The sequence below is a fragment of the Streptomyces sp. NPDC056987 genome (assembly GCF_042673865.1).
Lineage (GTDB): Bacteria > Actinomycetota > Actinomycetes > Streptomycetales > Streptomycetaceae > Streptomyces.
Genome location: NZ_JBHURV010000010.1, coordinates 230,789 through 243,899, shown reverse-complemented (window position 1 = coordinate 243,899; position 13,111 = coordinate 230,789). Strand labels below are relative to the sequence as shown.

Below are 13,111 nucleotides of genomic sequence, written 5' to 3'. Positions count from 1 at the left end.
GCCGCCCGGTGCGGCGCCTCGCGGCGGCGCGCCGGGCGGCGGCCCGTGGCCCACTGGGGTCAGTGGTTGACCGAGTGGTTGCCGAACGCCGGGTTCAGCAGGCCGATCACGGTGGCCGTGTTACCGGTCACGTTCACCGGGACGTGCACCGGGACCTGGACGGCGTTGCCGGAGCCGACCCCCGGGGAGTGCTGGGCCACGCCGTTGGCGTGGGCGCCGCCCTCGGTGGCGAACGCGGCACCGGCCGAGGCGCCCGCGGCGAGACCGGCGGTGACGAGGACCAGGGCGGCCTTCTTGGCAACCTTCATGGGGTGTTCCTTAATCGCGTGATCAACAGCCGCGGCGGTATGCGGCGGCACGCCATGGAGAACGCCCGACCGGCGCCCAGGATGCGCCGTGTGGGTGACATACACCCGACAGTATGAATCTCGGATCGGAAGATGACCCTCCGGTTCGTGCCGGGTCATGCGCCGCGCGCCGTCGTATCAGCCGGTCACCTCAGCCGGTCACCCCATGGCGTACGGCCCACAGCGCCGCCTGCGTACGGTCCGACAGGTCGAGCTTCATCAGGATGTTCGAGACATGCGTCTTGACCGTCTTCTCGGAGAGCACCAGCGCGCGGGCGATCTCCCGGTTGGAACGCCCGTCGGCGATCAGGGTGAGCACCTCGCGCTCCCGTTCGGTGAGCGAGGTCCCCCTCCCCTGGCCCGTCGCCGGGTCGTCCTGGGCCAGCAGCGCGCCCGCCACCTCGGGCTGGAGCAGTACGTGACCGGCATGGACGGAACGGATGGCGCCGGCCAGCGCCTCGGGGTCGATGTCCTTGTAGACGTAGCCGGAGGCCCCGGCGCGCAGTGCGGGAACGACGGTGCGCTGCTCGGTGAAGCTGGTGACGATCAGCACCCGGGCCGGGTTGCCGAGGTCGCGGAGCCGGCGCAGCGCCTCGATCCCGTCGGCGCCGGGCATCTTGATGTCCATGAGGACGACGTCGGGCCGCAGCTCCTCGGTGCGGGCGACGCCCTCGGCCCCGTCCGCCGCCTCCCCCACGACCTCGATGTCGGGCTGGATCTCCAGGAACGTGCGCAGCCCGCGCCGTACCACCTGGTGATCGTCGACCAGCAGTACCCGGATCGCCCTCCCGGCATCCGGTACCGGCCCTCCTTCGAAGCGCTGCCCGCCGCCCTCGTGCTCTTCAGCCACCGGGCACCTCCATCTCGATCGTGGTGCCCTGTCCGGGCGCCGATCGCACCCGGAGCCTGCCGCCGACGCCGCTCGCCCGGTCGCGCATCGAGACCAGTCCGAGGTGGCGTCCGGCCCTGCGGACCGCGCGGGGCTCGAAACCCTTGCCGTTGTCCGTGACGCTGAGGACCGCGCCCTGGGCGCGGCGGGCGAGGGTGACGTCGACGCGGTCGCCCCCGGAGTGGCGCAGCGCGTTGTGCAGGGCCTCCTGGGCCACCCGCAGCAGCGCCTCCTCCTGGGCCGCGGGCAGCGCCCGTACCGCGGAGCTGTCGAAGGTGACCCTGGCCGAGTGGGCGCGGTCGAGCACCTGGATCTGGGTACGGAGCGTGGCGACCAGGCCGTCCTCGTCCAGGGCCGCGGGGCGCAGCTCGACCACGGCGGCGCGCAGCTCGTCGGCGGCCTCCGCGGCGAGGGCGGCGATCTGCTGGAGCTCGCCCTTGGCGCGGGCGGGGTCGCGGTCGACCAGCGCGGCGGCGGCCTGGGCGGTGAGCCGCAGGGAGAAGAGCTTCTGGCTGACGGCGTCGTGCAGCTCGTGCGCGAGCCGGGAGCGCTCCTCGACGATGGTGAGTTCGCGGCTGCGCTCGTACAGCCGGGCGTTGGTCAGGGCGATCGCGGCGTGCTGGGCGAGGATCGAGAGGAGTTCCTCGTCCTCCTCGGTGAAGCCGCAGCCGTCCCCGCGGGAGGACGGGGGTCGGGGGCAGCGTTTGTTGGCGAGGAAGAGCGCGGCGATGATCTCGTCGCCGTCCCTGACCGGCAGGCCGAGGAAGTCCGACATGTCGGGGTGGGCGGAGGGCCAGCCCTCGAAGCGGGGGTCCTTCCGTACGTCGGCGAGGCGCTCGGTCTTCTCCTCGTGGAGCATCGCGGCGAGGATGCCGTGCTGCCGCGGCAGCGGGCCGATGGCCTTCCACTGTTCGTCGCTGACGCCGTCCACGACGAACTGGGCGAAGCCGCCGTGGTCGTCCGGCACACCGAGGGCCGCGTACTCGGCGTCGAGCAGTTCGCGGGCGGAGACGACGATCGTCTTGAGGACGTCGTGCACCTCCAGACGCCTGCTCATCGCGAGGAGTGCGGTGCTCACGGCCGCGAGGCCGGAGCTGGGTCGGTGGCTCATGTGGCCACCGTACCGGCGGGCCGGTAGGCCGCGTATCGGACCGGGGACCGCCTGGGGCCGGGGTCTTTGGGCCTAGGACCCGGCCGCTCCGGCCTAGGGCGAACTGCCCGCGTGGGTCAGGGCCCGCGCACGAGGCGGCGGGGGCGGGAGCGTTCCTACGTTGGACGCGTCACAAGGCCAGGAGCGACAGGGCCACAGGGCTGCCAGGGCCGCCGGTCCCGCCGGGACACGACGGCGGGAAACCGGTGGCCGGTGGCCGGGAACGCCGACGCGAAGGAGCGGACGTCATGCCGGTAGCGGTCATCACGGGGGCATCGAAGGGGCTGGGGCGGGCGCTGGCCGAGGAGCTGGCGCGGCGCGGCTGGGATCTGGTGCTGGACGCCAGGACCGCGCGCGTACTGGAGGAGACGGCGCGGGCGGCCGGGGCGCACGGGACCCGGGTGGTGGCGCTCGCCGGGGACGTGACGGACGCCACGCACCGCGCGGAGCTGGTGGCCGCGGCGGCGGGGCTCGGCTCGCTGGACCTGGTGGTGAGCAACGCGAGCGCGCTGGGCGCGGAGCCGCTGGTACGGCTGGACGCGCTGCCGCTGACGGGGCTGCGGGCCGCGCTGGAGACGAATGTGGTGGCGGCGCTCGGGCTGGTGCAGGAGGCGCTGCCGCTGCTGCGGGCGAGCGCGGCGGGCGCGGTGATCGCGGTCAGCTCGGACGCGGCGGCCGAGGCGTACGAGACCTGGGGCGGGTACGGGGCGTCCAAGGCGGCGCTGGACCATCTCGCGGCCGTGCTGGCGGTCGAGGAGCCCGGGCTGCGGGTGTGGTCGGTCGACCCGGGGGACATGGGGACGGATCTGTACGCGGCGGCCGTACCGGACGACACGGACCCGCGCCCGGCGCCCGAGGCGGTGGTGCCCGGCTTCCTGCGGCTGCTGGAGCGGCGGCCGGCCAGCGGCAGGTACGCGGCGCCCGCGCTGCTGGAGGCGACGGCATGAGCGGCGGAACGGGGGCGGCCACGACGGAGACGGCCATGTGTGAGACGGGAACGGGCACGGCGGAGACGGGAACGGGCACGGCGCCGGGGGCCGGGGCGGGGCCGCTGGAGATGCCGGAGGTGCCCGAGGAGCTCTCGGCGCGGGTTCCGGCGGAGCAGCGCGGGGCGGGGCGGGACGACGTACGGCTGCTGGTGTCCCGGGGGACGCGGGTGAGCCACCACGCCTTCCGGGAGCTGCCGGGGCTGCTGCGGGCCGGGGACGTCCTGGTGGTCAACACGTCGGCGACGCTGCCCGCGGCCGTCGACGGGCGGGTCGGTCCCGATCCGGGCGGTGAGCGGGTGGTCGTGCACTTCTCGACGGTGGGTGACGACGGCAGGTGGGCGGTCGAGCTACGGACGCCGCAGAGGCGGGGCGGCGCCGCGGCGCGGGCGGGGACGGGTGCCGCGGCAGAAGCAGGCGCCGCGGCCGGGACCGGGGCCGGAACGGGGGCAGGAGCCGGGACGGGGGCAGGAGCCGGGACGGGGACCGGGGCGACGCTGCCTCGGCCCGGTGGCCCGGCCGGTCTGGTCGTACGGCTGCCGGGCGGGGCGGAGCTGGTGGTGGAGGAGCCGCTGGACCCGGCGGGCGTGCGGCTCTGGTGGGCGCGGGTTCTCGGCGCCGGGGTGCCCGAGCTGCTGAGCCGCCGCGGCCGGCCCATCCGGTACGGGTACACCGAGCGGGACCAGCCGCTCTCCGCGTATCAGACGGTCTTCGCGCTCCCCTCCCCCGACGGCCGCGGCTCGGCGGAGATGCCGAGCGCGGGGCGGCCCTTCACGGCGGGGCTGGTGGCGGCGCTGGTGAGCCGGGGCGTGCAGTTCGCGCCGCTGGTCCTGCACACGGGGGTGGCCTCGCCCGAGGCGCACGAGCCGCCGTACCCGGAGCGCTTCGCGGTGCCGGAGTCGACGGCGCGGCTGGTGAACGCCGCGGCGGCGGCCGGGGGCCGGGTCGTCGCGGTCGGTACGACGGCGGTGCGCGCCCTGGAGTCGGCAGCGGACCAGGACGGGGTGGTGCGGGCGGCCGCCGGCTGGACGGACCTGGTGGTGACGCCCCGGCGCGGGGTACGGGTCGTGGACGGGCTGCTGACCGGGCTGCACGAGCCCGCCGCCTCGCATCTGCTGATGCTGGAGGCGATCGCCGGGCGGGCGGCACTGGCCCGGGGATACGCGGCGGCGCTGCGTTCCCGCTATCTCTGGCACGAGTTCGGGGACGTGCATCTCCTGCTGCCCTGAAAACGCCCCGAAATCACTCACTCTTCGAATTGCTGGAGCAACAACCGGTCATGGAGCGGGGGGCCCGATGTGAGCCCCGGCATAGGACCCACGTCACTTACGAGCGGGATTAGTCGACGGATAAGGGCCGCGTGAGCACGGCAAAACCGGACATTGGGGCGCCTTCCCGGCGCCCCTTTGCACTATCCGGGGTCGTACGTCACACCTTTGCCAGGGCATTTTGCGGGCGCTAACAATTGCCGACGTCGCCGCCGAGATGGCTGGCCGTCCGGCCTCCGCGACTCCCGCTATTCGAAGAGGTACGTCTCTATGTTCTCGTCACGCACCCCTGGCTTCGGCCGCCTGAACAAGACCCACAAGGTTTCGATCGCCGGTGTCGCAGCCGCCGGAGCCGCGGCTCTGACACTCTCCCTGGTCCCCGGGGCCCACACCGCCTCGGCCCAGCCCGCGGCCCAGGCCAAGTCCTCCGCCGCCACTCAGGTGGCGTGGACGCCCTCGGCCGACGGCAAGCAGGCTTCGAACGTGCAGGCGGTCATCGCCAAGCAGTACACGCACTCGCTCGACAGTCAGGCCAACGTCCACACCGTCGGCATCACGAAGTCCGACTCCGAGTCCAAGGCGAAGGCCGCCGCGAAGGCGAAGGCCGAGGCGAAGGCCAAGGCCGCCGCCAAGGCGAAGGCCAAGGCCGCGGCGGAGAAGCGTGAGAAGACCACGTCCGCCAGCCGCTCGACCGTGCGCAAGCCGGTCTACGCGAACAACCTGGACGGCTGGATCCGCGAGTCGCTGGCCATCATGAAGAAGCACGGCATCCCGGGCTCGTACAACGGGATCCACCGCAACATCATGCGTGAGTCGAGCGGTAACCCGAACGCGATCAACCTGTGGGACATCAACGCCCAGAACGGCATCCCCTCCAAGGGGCTGCTCCAGGTGATCCCGCCGACCTTCAAGACGTACCACGTCAAGGGCACGCCCAATAACATCTACAACCCGGTCTCGAACATCGTGGCCGCGTGCAACTACGCCGCGGACAAGTACGGCTCGATGGACAACGTCAACAGCGCGTACTGACCGGCGCGGACACATACGGACGCGCACAGACACGTGCAGGCAGGCGCAGACACGTGCGGACGCGTACGGACACGCACCGGCACCGGATGATCCGGGCAGCCGTGTGAACGGCTGAGGGCGGCACCCCCACTGCGGGGGTGCCGCCCTCCGGCATGTTCCGGCGCGTCACGGGCGTGCCGCGCCCGGGTGCCTCACGCCCGGCCGTGGCCGGGCGCGCCGGTCGTCACTTGCGCATGACCTCGGGCTCGTGGCGGCGCAGCAGCCGCGCGACGGCGAAGCCGCAGACGACCCCGATCAGCAGCAGGACCGAGATGTTCAGGGCCCACTGGCTCGCGGCGTGCTCCCACAGCGGGTCCAGGTTCGTCGGGTCGTTGATGTCCCACGGCGCCATCAGGTGCGAGAGGTCGAGGGTCGTGCCCGCTCCGGCGATGGCCCAGCGGGACGGCATCAGCCAGGCGAGCTGCTCCAGGCCCGGCGAGTCGTAGAGCTGGAAGAGGACGCCGGTGAAGACGACCTGGACGATCGCGAACATGACGAGCAGCGGCATCGTCTTCTCGGCGGTCTTCACCAGCGAGGAGATGACCAGGCCGAACATCATCGAGGTGAAGCCGAGGGCGATCACGACCAGGCAGATCTCGACGGCGGGCGGCATGATCAGGCCCTCTTCGGGCAGCACGCGGGGCGCGAAGCCGATACCGCAGATGATGACGCCCTGGAAGGCGGTGATCACACCGAGTGTGATCACCTTGGACATCAGATAGGCGGAACGGGAGAGGCCGGTGGCCCGTTCCCGTTCGTAGATCACCCTCTCCTTGATCAGTTCACGTACGGAGTTGGCCGCGCCGGAGAAGCACATGCCGACCGTGAGGATCAGCATGATCGTGCCCGCGGCGCTGTTGAACCGGGACGGCGCCTCGGGCGGCCCGAGGCCGAACTTGGCGGGGATCACGACGCTGACCACCCCGAGCACGGCGGGCAGGATCAGCATCAGCCCCATGAAGCCCTTGTCGGAGGCGATCACCGAGGAGTAGCGGCGTATCAGCGTCCAGAGCTGGGAGCCCCAGCTCTGGGCCTTCGGCGGGCGCAGCTGCTGGTGCGGCGGCATGGGGACGGACTGCGGGGCGACGGCGTCGAGGTCCGCGGCGTACATCTGGTAGTGCTGGGAGCCGCGCCAGCGGCCCGCCCAGTCGTAGTCGCGGTAGTTCTCGAAGGCCGAGAAGACATCGGCCCAGGTGCTGTAGCCGAAGAAGTTGAGCGCCTCCTCCGGCGGGCCGAAGTACGCCACGGAGCCGCCGGGGGCCATCACGAGCAGCTTGTCGCAGATGCCCAGCTCGGCCACGGAGTGGGTGACCACCAGGACCGTACGGCCGTCGTCGGCGAGGCCGCGCAGCAGCTGCATGACGTCGCGGTCCATGCCCGGGTCGAGGCCGGAGGTCGGCTCGTCCAGGAAGATCAGCGACGGCTTGGTGAGCAGTTCGAGGGCCACGGACACGCGCTTGCGCTGACCACCGGAGAGCGAGGTGATCTTCTTGTCCTTGTGGATGTCGAGCTTCAGCTCGCCCAGCACCTCGCCGATCCGGGCCTCACGCTCGGCCTCGGCGGTGTCGCCGGGGAAGCGGAGCTTGGCCGCGTACTTGAGCGCCTTCTTGACGGTCAGCTCCTTGTGCAGGATGTCGTCCTGCGGAACGAGACCGATGCGCTGGCGCAGCTCGGCGAACTGCTTGTACAGGTTCCGGTTGTCGTAGAGGACCTCGCCCTGGTCGGCGGGGCGGTAGCCGGTGAGCGCCTTGAGGAGCGTGGACTTGCCGGAGCCGGAGGGGCCGATGACCGCGATGAGCGACTTCTCGGGGACGCCGAAGGAGACGTCCTTGAGGATCTGCTTGCCGCCGTCGACCGTGACCGTGAGGTGCCGGGCGGAGAAGGAGACCTCACCGGTGTCGACGAACTCTTCGAGCCGGTCGCCGACCAGCCGGAAGGTGGAGTGGCCGACGCCGACGATGTCGTTGGGGCCGAGGAGCACGGTGCCGGACTTGGCGATCGGCTGACCGTTGACGTACGTGCCGTTGTGGGATCCGAGGTCGTGGATCTCGAAGCGGCCGTCGGGGGTCGCCGTGAACTCGGCGTGGTGGCGCGAGACCTGGAGGTCGGAGACGACCAGGTCGTTCTCCAGCGCACGGCCGATGCGCATCACCCGGCCGAGGGAGAACTCGTGGAAGGTGGTCGGGCTGCGGTCCCCGTACGTGGACGGGGCCCCCGCGGCTCCGCCCGCACCGCCCATGTCCGGCCGCTGCGCCTGCTGGGGCTGGTACGCCTGCTGCGCGGGAGCCTGCGCCTGGTGCGGTACGGAGCCCTGCGGCGGGGCCTGCTGCCAGTTCTGCTGCGGCGGAGCCGCCTGCTGCTGGGCCGCCCAGCCCTGCTGGGGCGGTGCCTGCTGGGCCCCCGCCTGCTGCGGCGGAGCGCCCTGGGCGGCGGCCTGGGCGCTGTAGGCCCCGGCGCCGGCCCCCGCCGGCGCTCCCGCTGCCGCCGCCGCGCCGGTGAGGCTCACGCGCGGTCCGTCGTTGGCGTTGCCGAGGTGGACGGCGGCGCCGGCGCCGATCTCCGTCCGCTGGACGCGCTGCCCCTGCAGATACGTGCCGTTGGTGCTGCCGTGGTCCTCAATGACCCAGCCACGGCCTCCCCAGCTGATGGTGGCGTGACGCCACGAGACCCTGGCGTCGTCGATGACGACGTCGCCCTGTGGATCGCGGCCGAGGGTGTACGACCTGGATGGATCGAGCGTCCAGGTCCTTCCGTTCAATTCCAGTACGAGTTCCGGCACTCCATGCCCCACTTGTTGTCCCCCGAGTTCCCCCATCGCAGGGAGTCTAGGGATGGCGAACATCGGTGGGAACTATTTCAGGCTCGCTCCTGACTTTGAAAGTCGGGCCGTGTGCAATACCGGCACAAGCGTGTAACAGCCCCACAAGGGAGGGCTGTCGGCGGAGAACAAAGGCCCATGCAAAGCAACAAGACCGACAAACCACGGCCCCGGCCGGGGCGCCGGGAGGGATGTTCCGGGGCCGTGCCGGAGCACACCGGACGGCATCGGACCGGTTGGGGGCGATATAAACCGTCGCTTTCTCGCCAATCAGTGACCGGACGGAGAGCCGTAGCGGAGTCAGGTAATCCGGTACGTCGGGTACTTCCCGCGTACCGGAGGGTGCGCGGGAGGCGCCAGGGAGTGACCCGGGGTCCAGGGACACACCGTATCCGCTGGTCATCCCCGCCCTCGCCGGATGATCGCTGTCCGGTACGCGGGACGGTTGGCCGGTTTCCGCGCCCCGCCCGATACGGTGGAACCACCATGAGCGCAACTCAGACCCGTCTGAACTCCGACGTCCCGACCCTCCTCGTCAAGATCTTCGGAAAAGACCGCCCGGGGATCACCGCCGGGCTCTTCGACACCCTCGCCGCCTTCTCCGTCGATGTGATCGACATCGAGCAGGTCGTCACCCGTGGCCGTATCGTCCTGTGCGCACTCGTCACCGCGCCGACCGCGGGCGGTGCCGGCGAGGGCGAGCTGCGGGCCACCGTGCACAGTTGGACCCAATCCCTCAAACTACAGGCCGAGATCATCTCCGGTACGGGCGACAACCGCCCGCGCGGCAGCGGCCGTTCGCATGTCACCGTCCTCGGCAACCCGCTGACCGCCGAGTCGACGGCGGCCATAGCCGCCAGCATCACCGCGACCGGCGGCAACATCGACCGGATCTTCCGGCTCGCGAAGTACCCGGTCACGGCGGTCGAGTTCGCCGTGTCCGGGGTGGAGACCGAACCGCTGCGGACCGCCCTCGCCACCGAGGCGGCCGGCATCGGGGTGGATGTCGCCGTCGTCTCGGCCGGGCTGCACCGCCGGGCCCAGCGGCTGGTGGTGATGGATGTGGACTCGACCCTGATCCAGGACGAGGTCATCGAGCTGTTCGCGGCGCACGCCGGCTGCGAGGCCGAGGTCGCCGCGGTGACCGCCAGGGCCATGCTCGGCGAGCTGGACTTCGAGGAGTCCCTGCACGCCCGGGTCGCCCTGCTCGCCGGGCTCGACGCTTCGGTGGTGGAGAAGGTACGGGCCGAGGTACGGCTCACCCCCGGCGCCCGCACCCTGGTCCGTACCCTCAAGCGGCTCGGCTACCAGGTGGGGGTGGTCTCCGGCGGATTCACCCAGGTCACCGATGCCCTCCAGGGACAGCTCGGGCTGGATTTCGCCGCCGCCAACACTCTGGAGATCGTGGACGGGAAGCTCACGGGACGGGTCGTGGGCGAGATAGTCGACCGGGAGGGCAAGGCCCGGCTGCTGCGCAGGTTCGCGGCCGAGGCCGGGGTGCCGCTGGCGCAGACGGTCGCCATCGGGGACGGCGCGAACGACCTCGACATGCTGAACGCGGCGGGGCTGGGCGTGGCTTTCAACGCCAAGCCGGTGGTCCGCGAGGCCGCGCACACGGCGGTGAACGTACCGTTCCTGGACACCGTGCTCTATCTGCTCGGCATCACCCGCGAGGAGGTCGAGATCGCGGACTGCGAGGACGGCCTCGACGAACCGGTCGTACCGGTCGAGCCGGGTCCGCGGAACGGCCGGACCGGCTGAGCCGACGGCCGCGTGAGGCCGGAAACAGGTGAAGGGGAGGGCCCCGGTGCGGAGTCGGCGTACGCGCCGGCCTCCGCACCGGGAGCCCTCCCCTTCGCCGTGTACAGCCCGGCCCGCGTACGGCCTGATCGGGCGTAGGACCTGGCGGGTGTACGGCCCGGCCCGCGTACACCCGCCCCTGCCGTACGGCCGGAATCACTCGCGCGTCAGCTGCGTGTCAGTCGCGCGGCGTCCAGAACTCGGTGAGCGTCGCCACGCCGTGCTCCACCGACTTCCAGGTGCCGTCGAAGGTGAGGACCGCGAAGGCCGCGGTGGGGAACGCGCTCCTGTTCATCCGGGTGAGCGCGTCGCCCTCCGTCCTGCCCGCGAGCGCGTCGGCGAGGGCGTGCGTGCCGGGGTTGTGCCCGACGAGGAGGAGGTCGCGCACCTCGTCAGGGGTTTCGTTGACCACGGCGATCAACTCACCGAGGGCGGCGTCGTACAGCCGGTCCTCGTAGACGGTCCTGGGGCGCTGCGGCAGCTCCGCCACGGCGAGCTTCCAGGTCTCTCGCGTTCTGACCGCGGTCGAGCAGAGGGCCAGATCGAAGGCGATACCCGTCGCGGCCAGCCTGCGGCCGGCGATGGGCGCATCCGCACGGCCCCGGTCGGCGAGCGGCCTTTCGTGGTCGGCCACGTCCGGCCAGTCGGCCTTCGCGTGCCGGAGGAGGACGATCCTGCGGGGTGTTTCGACGCTCATGCTTCCCAGCTTCGCATGAAATGAGCCAGCGGGCGCAGGGTGTTGACGTGCTCACCCGGCACGGGTGAACGCCGTCGTCACCGCTGACCGGTACTACCGGGCCAGCGTCAGATGCAGCTGTTCCAGGATTCGGCCGACCGCGGGGTCGGCGGGCACGGCATGCGCCTGGCCGGGATCCGCCACCAGCAGGAACAGGACCACGAAGGCTATGGAGGGCAGGGCGACCGACCACCACGGCAGCCGGGTTTCGAAGCTGCCGGAGGAAAGCGGCGAGTGGGACCGGGAGTGGGTACGGGCCGGCATGGCCGCCTCCGGAAGTCGGTGATTCGGGTCGGTGATCCGTGATGCCTCCACGCTACGGATCGGCGGGCCCTGCTCCCATCCGGTGACCCACCCACTTGACCCTGACCCACGCCCCCTAGGGGATGGGGGGACAACCCCACCCCGGCCGGCCCACGCGCACGGCCCACGAGCAAGGAGCGAGGGCGGACGGGGCGGCTGTCAGGGGCTGGCGATGGTCGCGATGATGCTGATGATCACCATGATGCCGATGATCGTGCCGAAGACGAGCAGCAGTTTCCGCTGCCCGTTCTGGGGGTTCGGGTCAAGGACTGGCATGCGCTCAGTCTCGCATCCGCGTCTCGTCCTCGATCGTCCGGTCCCGCCCCGCGATGACGCCCATCACCATCTGCGGCACGAGGAACCCCGCCATCAGCGCGATCGGCAGCCCCCAGCCGCCGGAGTGCTGGTACAGGACGCCCACCAGTACGGGGCCCGGGATGGAGATCAGGTAGCCGGTGCTCTGGGCGAAGGCCGAGAGGCGCGCGACACCGGCGCCCGTCCTGGACCGCAGGCCGATCATGGTGAGGGCCAGCGGGAAGGCGCAGTTCGAGATGCCCAGCAGCACGGCCCACAGCCACGCTCCGCCGGCCGGCGCGACATACAGCCCGGCGAAGGCGGTCAGCCCGCAGAGCCCCAGGGCGACGACGATCGGCCCCTGGCTGCTCATCCGGGTCGCCACCCGCGGGATCACGAAGGCCAGCGGCACGCCCATCGCCATGGTCACGGCGAGCAGCAGCCCCGCCGTGCCCGCCGGGACCCCGGCGTCCCGGAAGACCTGCGGCATCCAGCCCATGGTGATGTACGCGCCGGTGGCCTGAAGGCCGAAGAAGCAGGCCAGGGCCCACGCCGTACGGCTGCGCCCGAGCCGGAGACCGGACCCGTCACCGCCACCGCCCGGAGCCACCGGGGCGGCCCCGGCCGGAGCCGCGGCCCCGCCCGGGGCACGGTCGCGCGCCAGGGCGGTCCACGGCAGTACGGCAGCGGCGGCGAGCACCGCCCAGACGCCCAGTCCCGTACGCCAACTGCCGCCCAGCGCCTCGGTCATCGGGACCGTCACCGCGGCCGCCGTGGCGGTGCCGAGCGCCAGCGCCATGGAGTACAGGCCGGTCATGGTGCCGACCCGGTCCGGGAAGTGGCGCTTGACGATCACCGGCATCAGCACGTTGCTGACGGCGATCCCCATGAGCGCGAAGGCGCTGGCGGCGAGGAAGCCTGCCGTACCGCCGGCGAACGGCCGGAGCGCCGCTCCGGCGGTGATCGCCACCATCCCGGCGAGCACCACGGCGCCGGGGCCGAAGCGGCGCGCCAGCCGAGGCGCGGCGAAGCCGAAGGCGGCGAAGCAGAGCGGCGGTACGGAGGTGAGGACCCCCGCGAGGGTGCCGCTCATCTGCAGCCCGTCCCGCACCTCTTCCAGGAGGGCGCCGAGGCTGGTGATGGTGGGGCGGAGGTTGAGGGCGGCGAGGACAAGCCCGGCCACGAGAAGCCGTGTGCGCCATTTCGAGGGCCGGCCGGGGAGCGGCGGCGCGCTCACGGCCCCGCCTGCGGCTGCCGCCGGTATGCGCCGGGTCTGTGGACGGAGGGGGGTCCCCGGGCGGGGAGAGGCGTTCGGACGGAGGGAGGTGTGCGGCTCGTCGGGCATGAGCCCATCATAGAATCATGGGATGATTAACTGTCCACTCGTGGGTCACCGCCCGCCTGCGGGAGACTGCCCACCTGCGGGACGCTGTCCCTCTTAGAGACCAG

The 13,111-nt window shown here is 71.9% G+C and carries 12 protein-coding genes; 4 read left to right on the top strand and 8 right to left on the bottom strand.

Translation table 11 applies throughout. From position 1 onward, the window contains the following. Positions 1–59: 59 nt before the first annotated feature. From ACFTZC_RS14965 to ACFTZC_RS14955, 3 genes are all read right to left on the bottom strand, one after another. On the bottom strand, positions 60–308 hold the full coding sequence (locus tag ACFTZC_RS14965) for a chaplin (protein ID WP_382889565.1): 249 nt from the start codon (positions 306–308) through the stop codon (positions 60–62). 190 nt (positions 309–498) lie between these two features. Then, positions 499–1,128: a response regulator gene (locus ACFTZC_RS14960; RefSeq protein WP_382889586.1), complete on the bottom strand. Its 630-nt coding sequence runs from the start codon at positions 1,126–1,128 to the stop codon at positions 499–501. Positions 1,129–1,189: 61 nt separating this feature from the next. Beyond that, complete coding sequence (locus tag ACFTZC_RS14955; RefSeq protein WP_382889563.1) at positions 1,190–2,347, bottom strand: GAF domain-containing sensor histidine kinase; 1,158 nt, start codon at positions 2,345–2,347, stop codon at positions 1,190–1,192. 287 nt (positions 2,348–2,634) lie between these two features. On the opposite strand from ACFTZC_RS14955, the gene ACFTZC_RS14950 reads away from it, so the two are divergent. The 3 genes from ACFTZC_RS14950 to ACFTZC_RS14940 all read left to right on the top strand — a co-directional run bounded on the left by ACFTZC_RS14950 (position 2,635) and on the right by ACFTZC_RS14940 (position 5,672). After that, on the top strand, positions 2,635–3,333 hold the full coding sequence (locus tag ACFTZC_RS14950; protein WP_382889561.1) for an SDR family NAD(P)-dependent oxidoreductase: 699 nt from the start codon (positions 2,635–2,637) through the stop codon (positions 3,331–3,333). Positions 3,334–3,443: 110 nt separating this feature from the next. Next, positions 3,444–4,601 (top strand): S-adenosylmethionine:tRNA ribosyltransferase-isomerase, encoded by a 1,158-nt coding sequence (locus ACFTZC_RS14945; RefSeq protein ID WP_382889584.1) that lies wholly within the window; start codon positions 3,444–3,446, stop codon positions 4,599–4,601. A gap of 309 nt (positions 4,602–4,910) precedes the next feature. Continuing rightward, positions 4,911–5,672, top strand: a complete 762-nt coding sequence (locus ACFTZC_RS14940) for a transglycosylase SLT domain-containing protein (protein WP_382889559.1) — start codon at positions 4,911–4,913, stop codon at positions 5,670–5,672. Between the two features lie 223 nt (positions 5,673–5,895). On the opposite strand, the gene ACFTZC_RS14935 is transcribed toward ACFTZC_RS14940, so the two are convergent. Beyond that, entirely contained in the window at positions 5,896–8,526 is a 2,631-nt protein-coding gene (locus ACFTZC_RS14935; protein ID WP_382889556.1) for an FHA domain-containing protein, read from the bottom strand. 489 nt (positions 8,527–9,015) lie between these two features. Here ACFTZC_RS14935 and serB point away from each other — a divergent pair, with 489 nt between their 5' ends. Beyond that, positions 9,016–10,290, top strand: coding sequence for a phosphoserine phosphatase SerB (gene serB, locus ACFTZC_RS14930; protein ID WP_382889554.1), 1,275 nt, complete (start codon positions 9,016–9,018; stop codon positions 10,288–10,290). A gap of 217 nt (positions 10,291–10,507) precedes the next feature. Here the strand turns inward: serB and ACFTZC_RS14925 are convergent, their stop codons facing one another. The 4 genes from ACFTZC_RS14925 to ACFTZC_RS14910 form a co-directional block, all read right to left on the bottom strand. Next, positions 10,508–11,026 (bottom strand): SixA phosphatase family protein, encoded by a 519-nt coding sequence (locus tag ACFTZC_RS14925; protein ID WP_382889552.1) that lies wholly within the window; start codon positions 11,024–11,026, stop codon positions 10,508–10,510. Positions 11,027–11,119: 93 nt separating this feature from the next. Further along, entirely contained in the window at positions 11,120–11,329 is a 210-nt protein-coding gene (locus tag ACFTZC_RS14920) for a hypothetical protein (protein ID WP_382889551.1), read from the bottom strand. Between the two features lie 198 nt (positions 11,330–11,527). Beyond that, entirely contained in the window at positions 11,528–11,644 is a 117-nt protein-coding gene (locus ACFTZC_RS14915) for an SGM_5486 family transporter-associated protein (RefSeq protein ID WP_283958703.1), read from the bottom strand. A 4-nt stretch (positions 11,645–11,648) separates the two neighbouring features. Then, the gene (locus tag ACFTZC_RS14910) at positions 11,649–13,007 is read right to left on the bottom strand and encodes a CynX/NimT family MFS transporter (protein WP_382889548.1); all 1,359 of its coding nucleotides are present in this window, start codon (positions 13,005–13,007) and stop codon (positions 11,649–11,651) included. Positions 13,008–13,111: the final 104 nt, after the last annotated feature.

Coding starts and splice junctions, on each gene's coding strand:
- ACFTZC_RS14965 (WP_382889565.1), bottom strand. CDS start 308: ATGAAGGTTGCCAAGAAGGCCGCCCTGGTCCTCGTCACCGCCGGTCTC.
- ACFTZC_RS14955 (WP_382889563.1), bottom strand. CDS start 2,347: ATGAGCCACCGACCCAGCTCCGGCCTCGCGGCCGTGAGCACCGCACTC.
- ACFTZC_RS14950 (WP_382889561.1), top strand. CDS start 2,635: ATGCCGGTAGCGGTCATCACGGGGGCATCGAAGGGGCTGGGGCGGGCG.
- ACFTZC_RS14945 (WP_382889584.1), top strand. CDS start 3,444: ATGCCGGAGGTGCCCGAGGAGCTCTCGGCGCGGGTTCCGGCGGAGCAG.
- ACFTZC_RS14940 (WP_382889559.1), top strand. CDS start 4,911: ATGTTCTCGTCACGCACCCCTGGCTTCGGCCGCCTGAACAAGACCCAC.
- ACFTZC_RS14935 (WP_382889556.1), bottom strand. CDS start 8,526: ATGGGGGAACTCGGGGGACAACAAGTGGGGCATGGAGTGCCGGAACTC.
- serB (WP_382889554.1), top strand. CDS start 9,016: ATGAGCGCAACTCAGACCCGTCTGAACTCCGACGTCCCGACCCTCCTC.
- ACFTZC_RS14925 (WP_382889552.1), bottom strand. CDS start 11,026: ATGAGCGTCGAAACACCCCGCAGGATCGTCCTCCTCCGGCACGCGAAG.
- ACFTZC_RS14920 (WP_382889551.1), bottom strand. CDS start 11,329: ATGCCGGCCCGTACCCACTCCCGGTCCCACTCGCCGCTTTCCTCCGGC.
- ACFTZC_RS14915 (WP_283958703.1), bottom strand. CDS start 11,644: ATGCCAGTCCTTGACCCGAACCCCCAGAACGGGCAGCGGAAACTGCTG.
- ACFTZC_RS14910 (WP_382889548.1), bottom strand. CDS start 13,007: ATGCCCGACGAGCCGCACACCTCCCTCCGTCCGAACGCCTCTCCCCGC.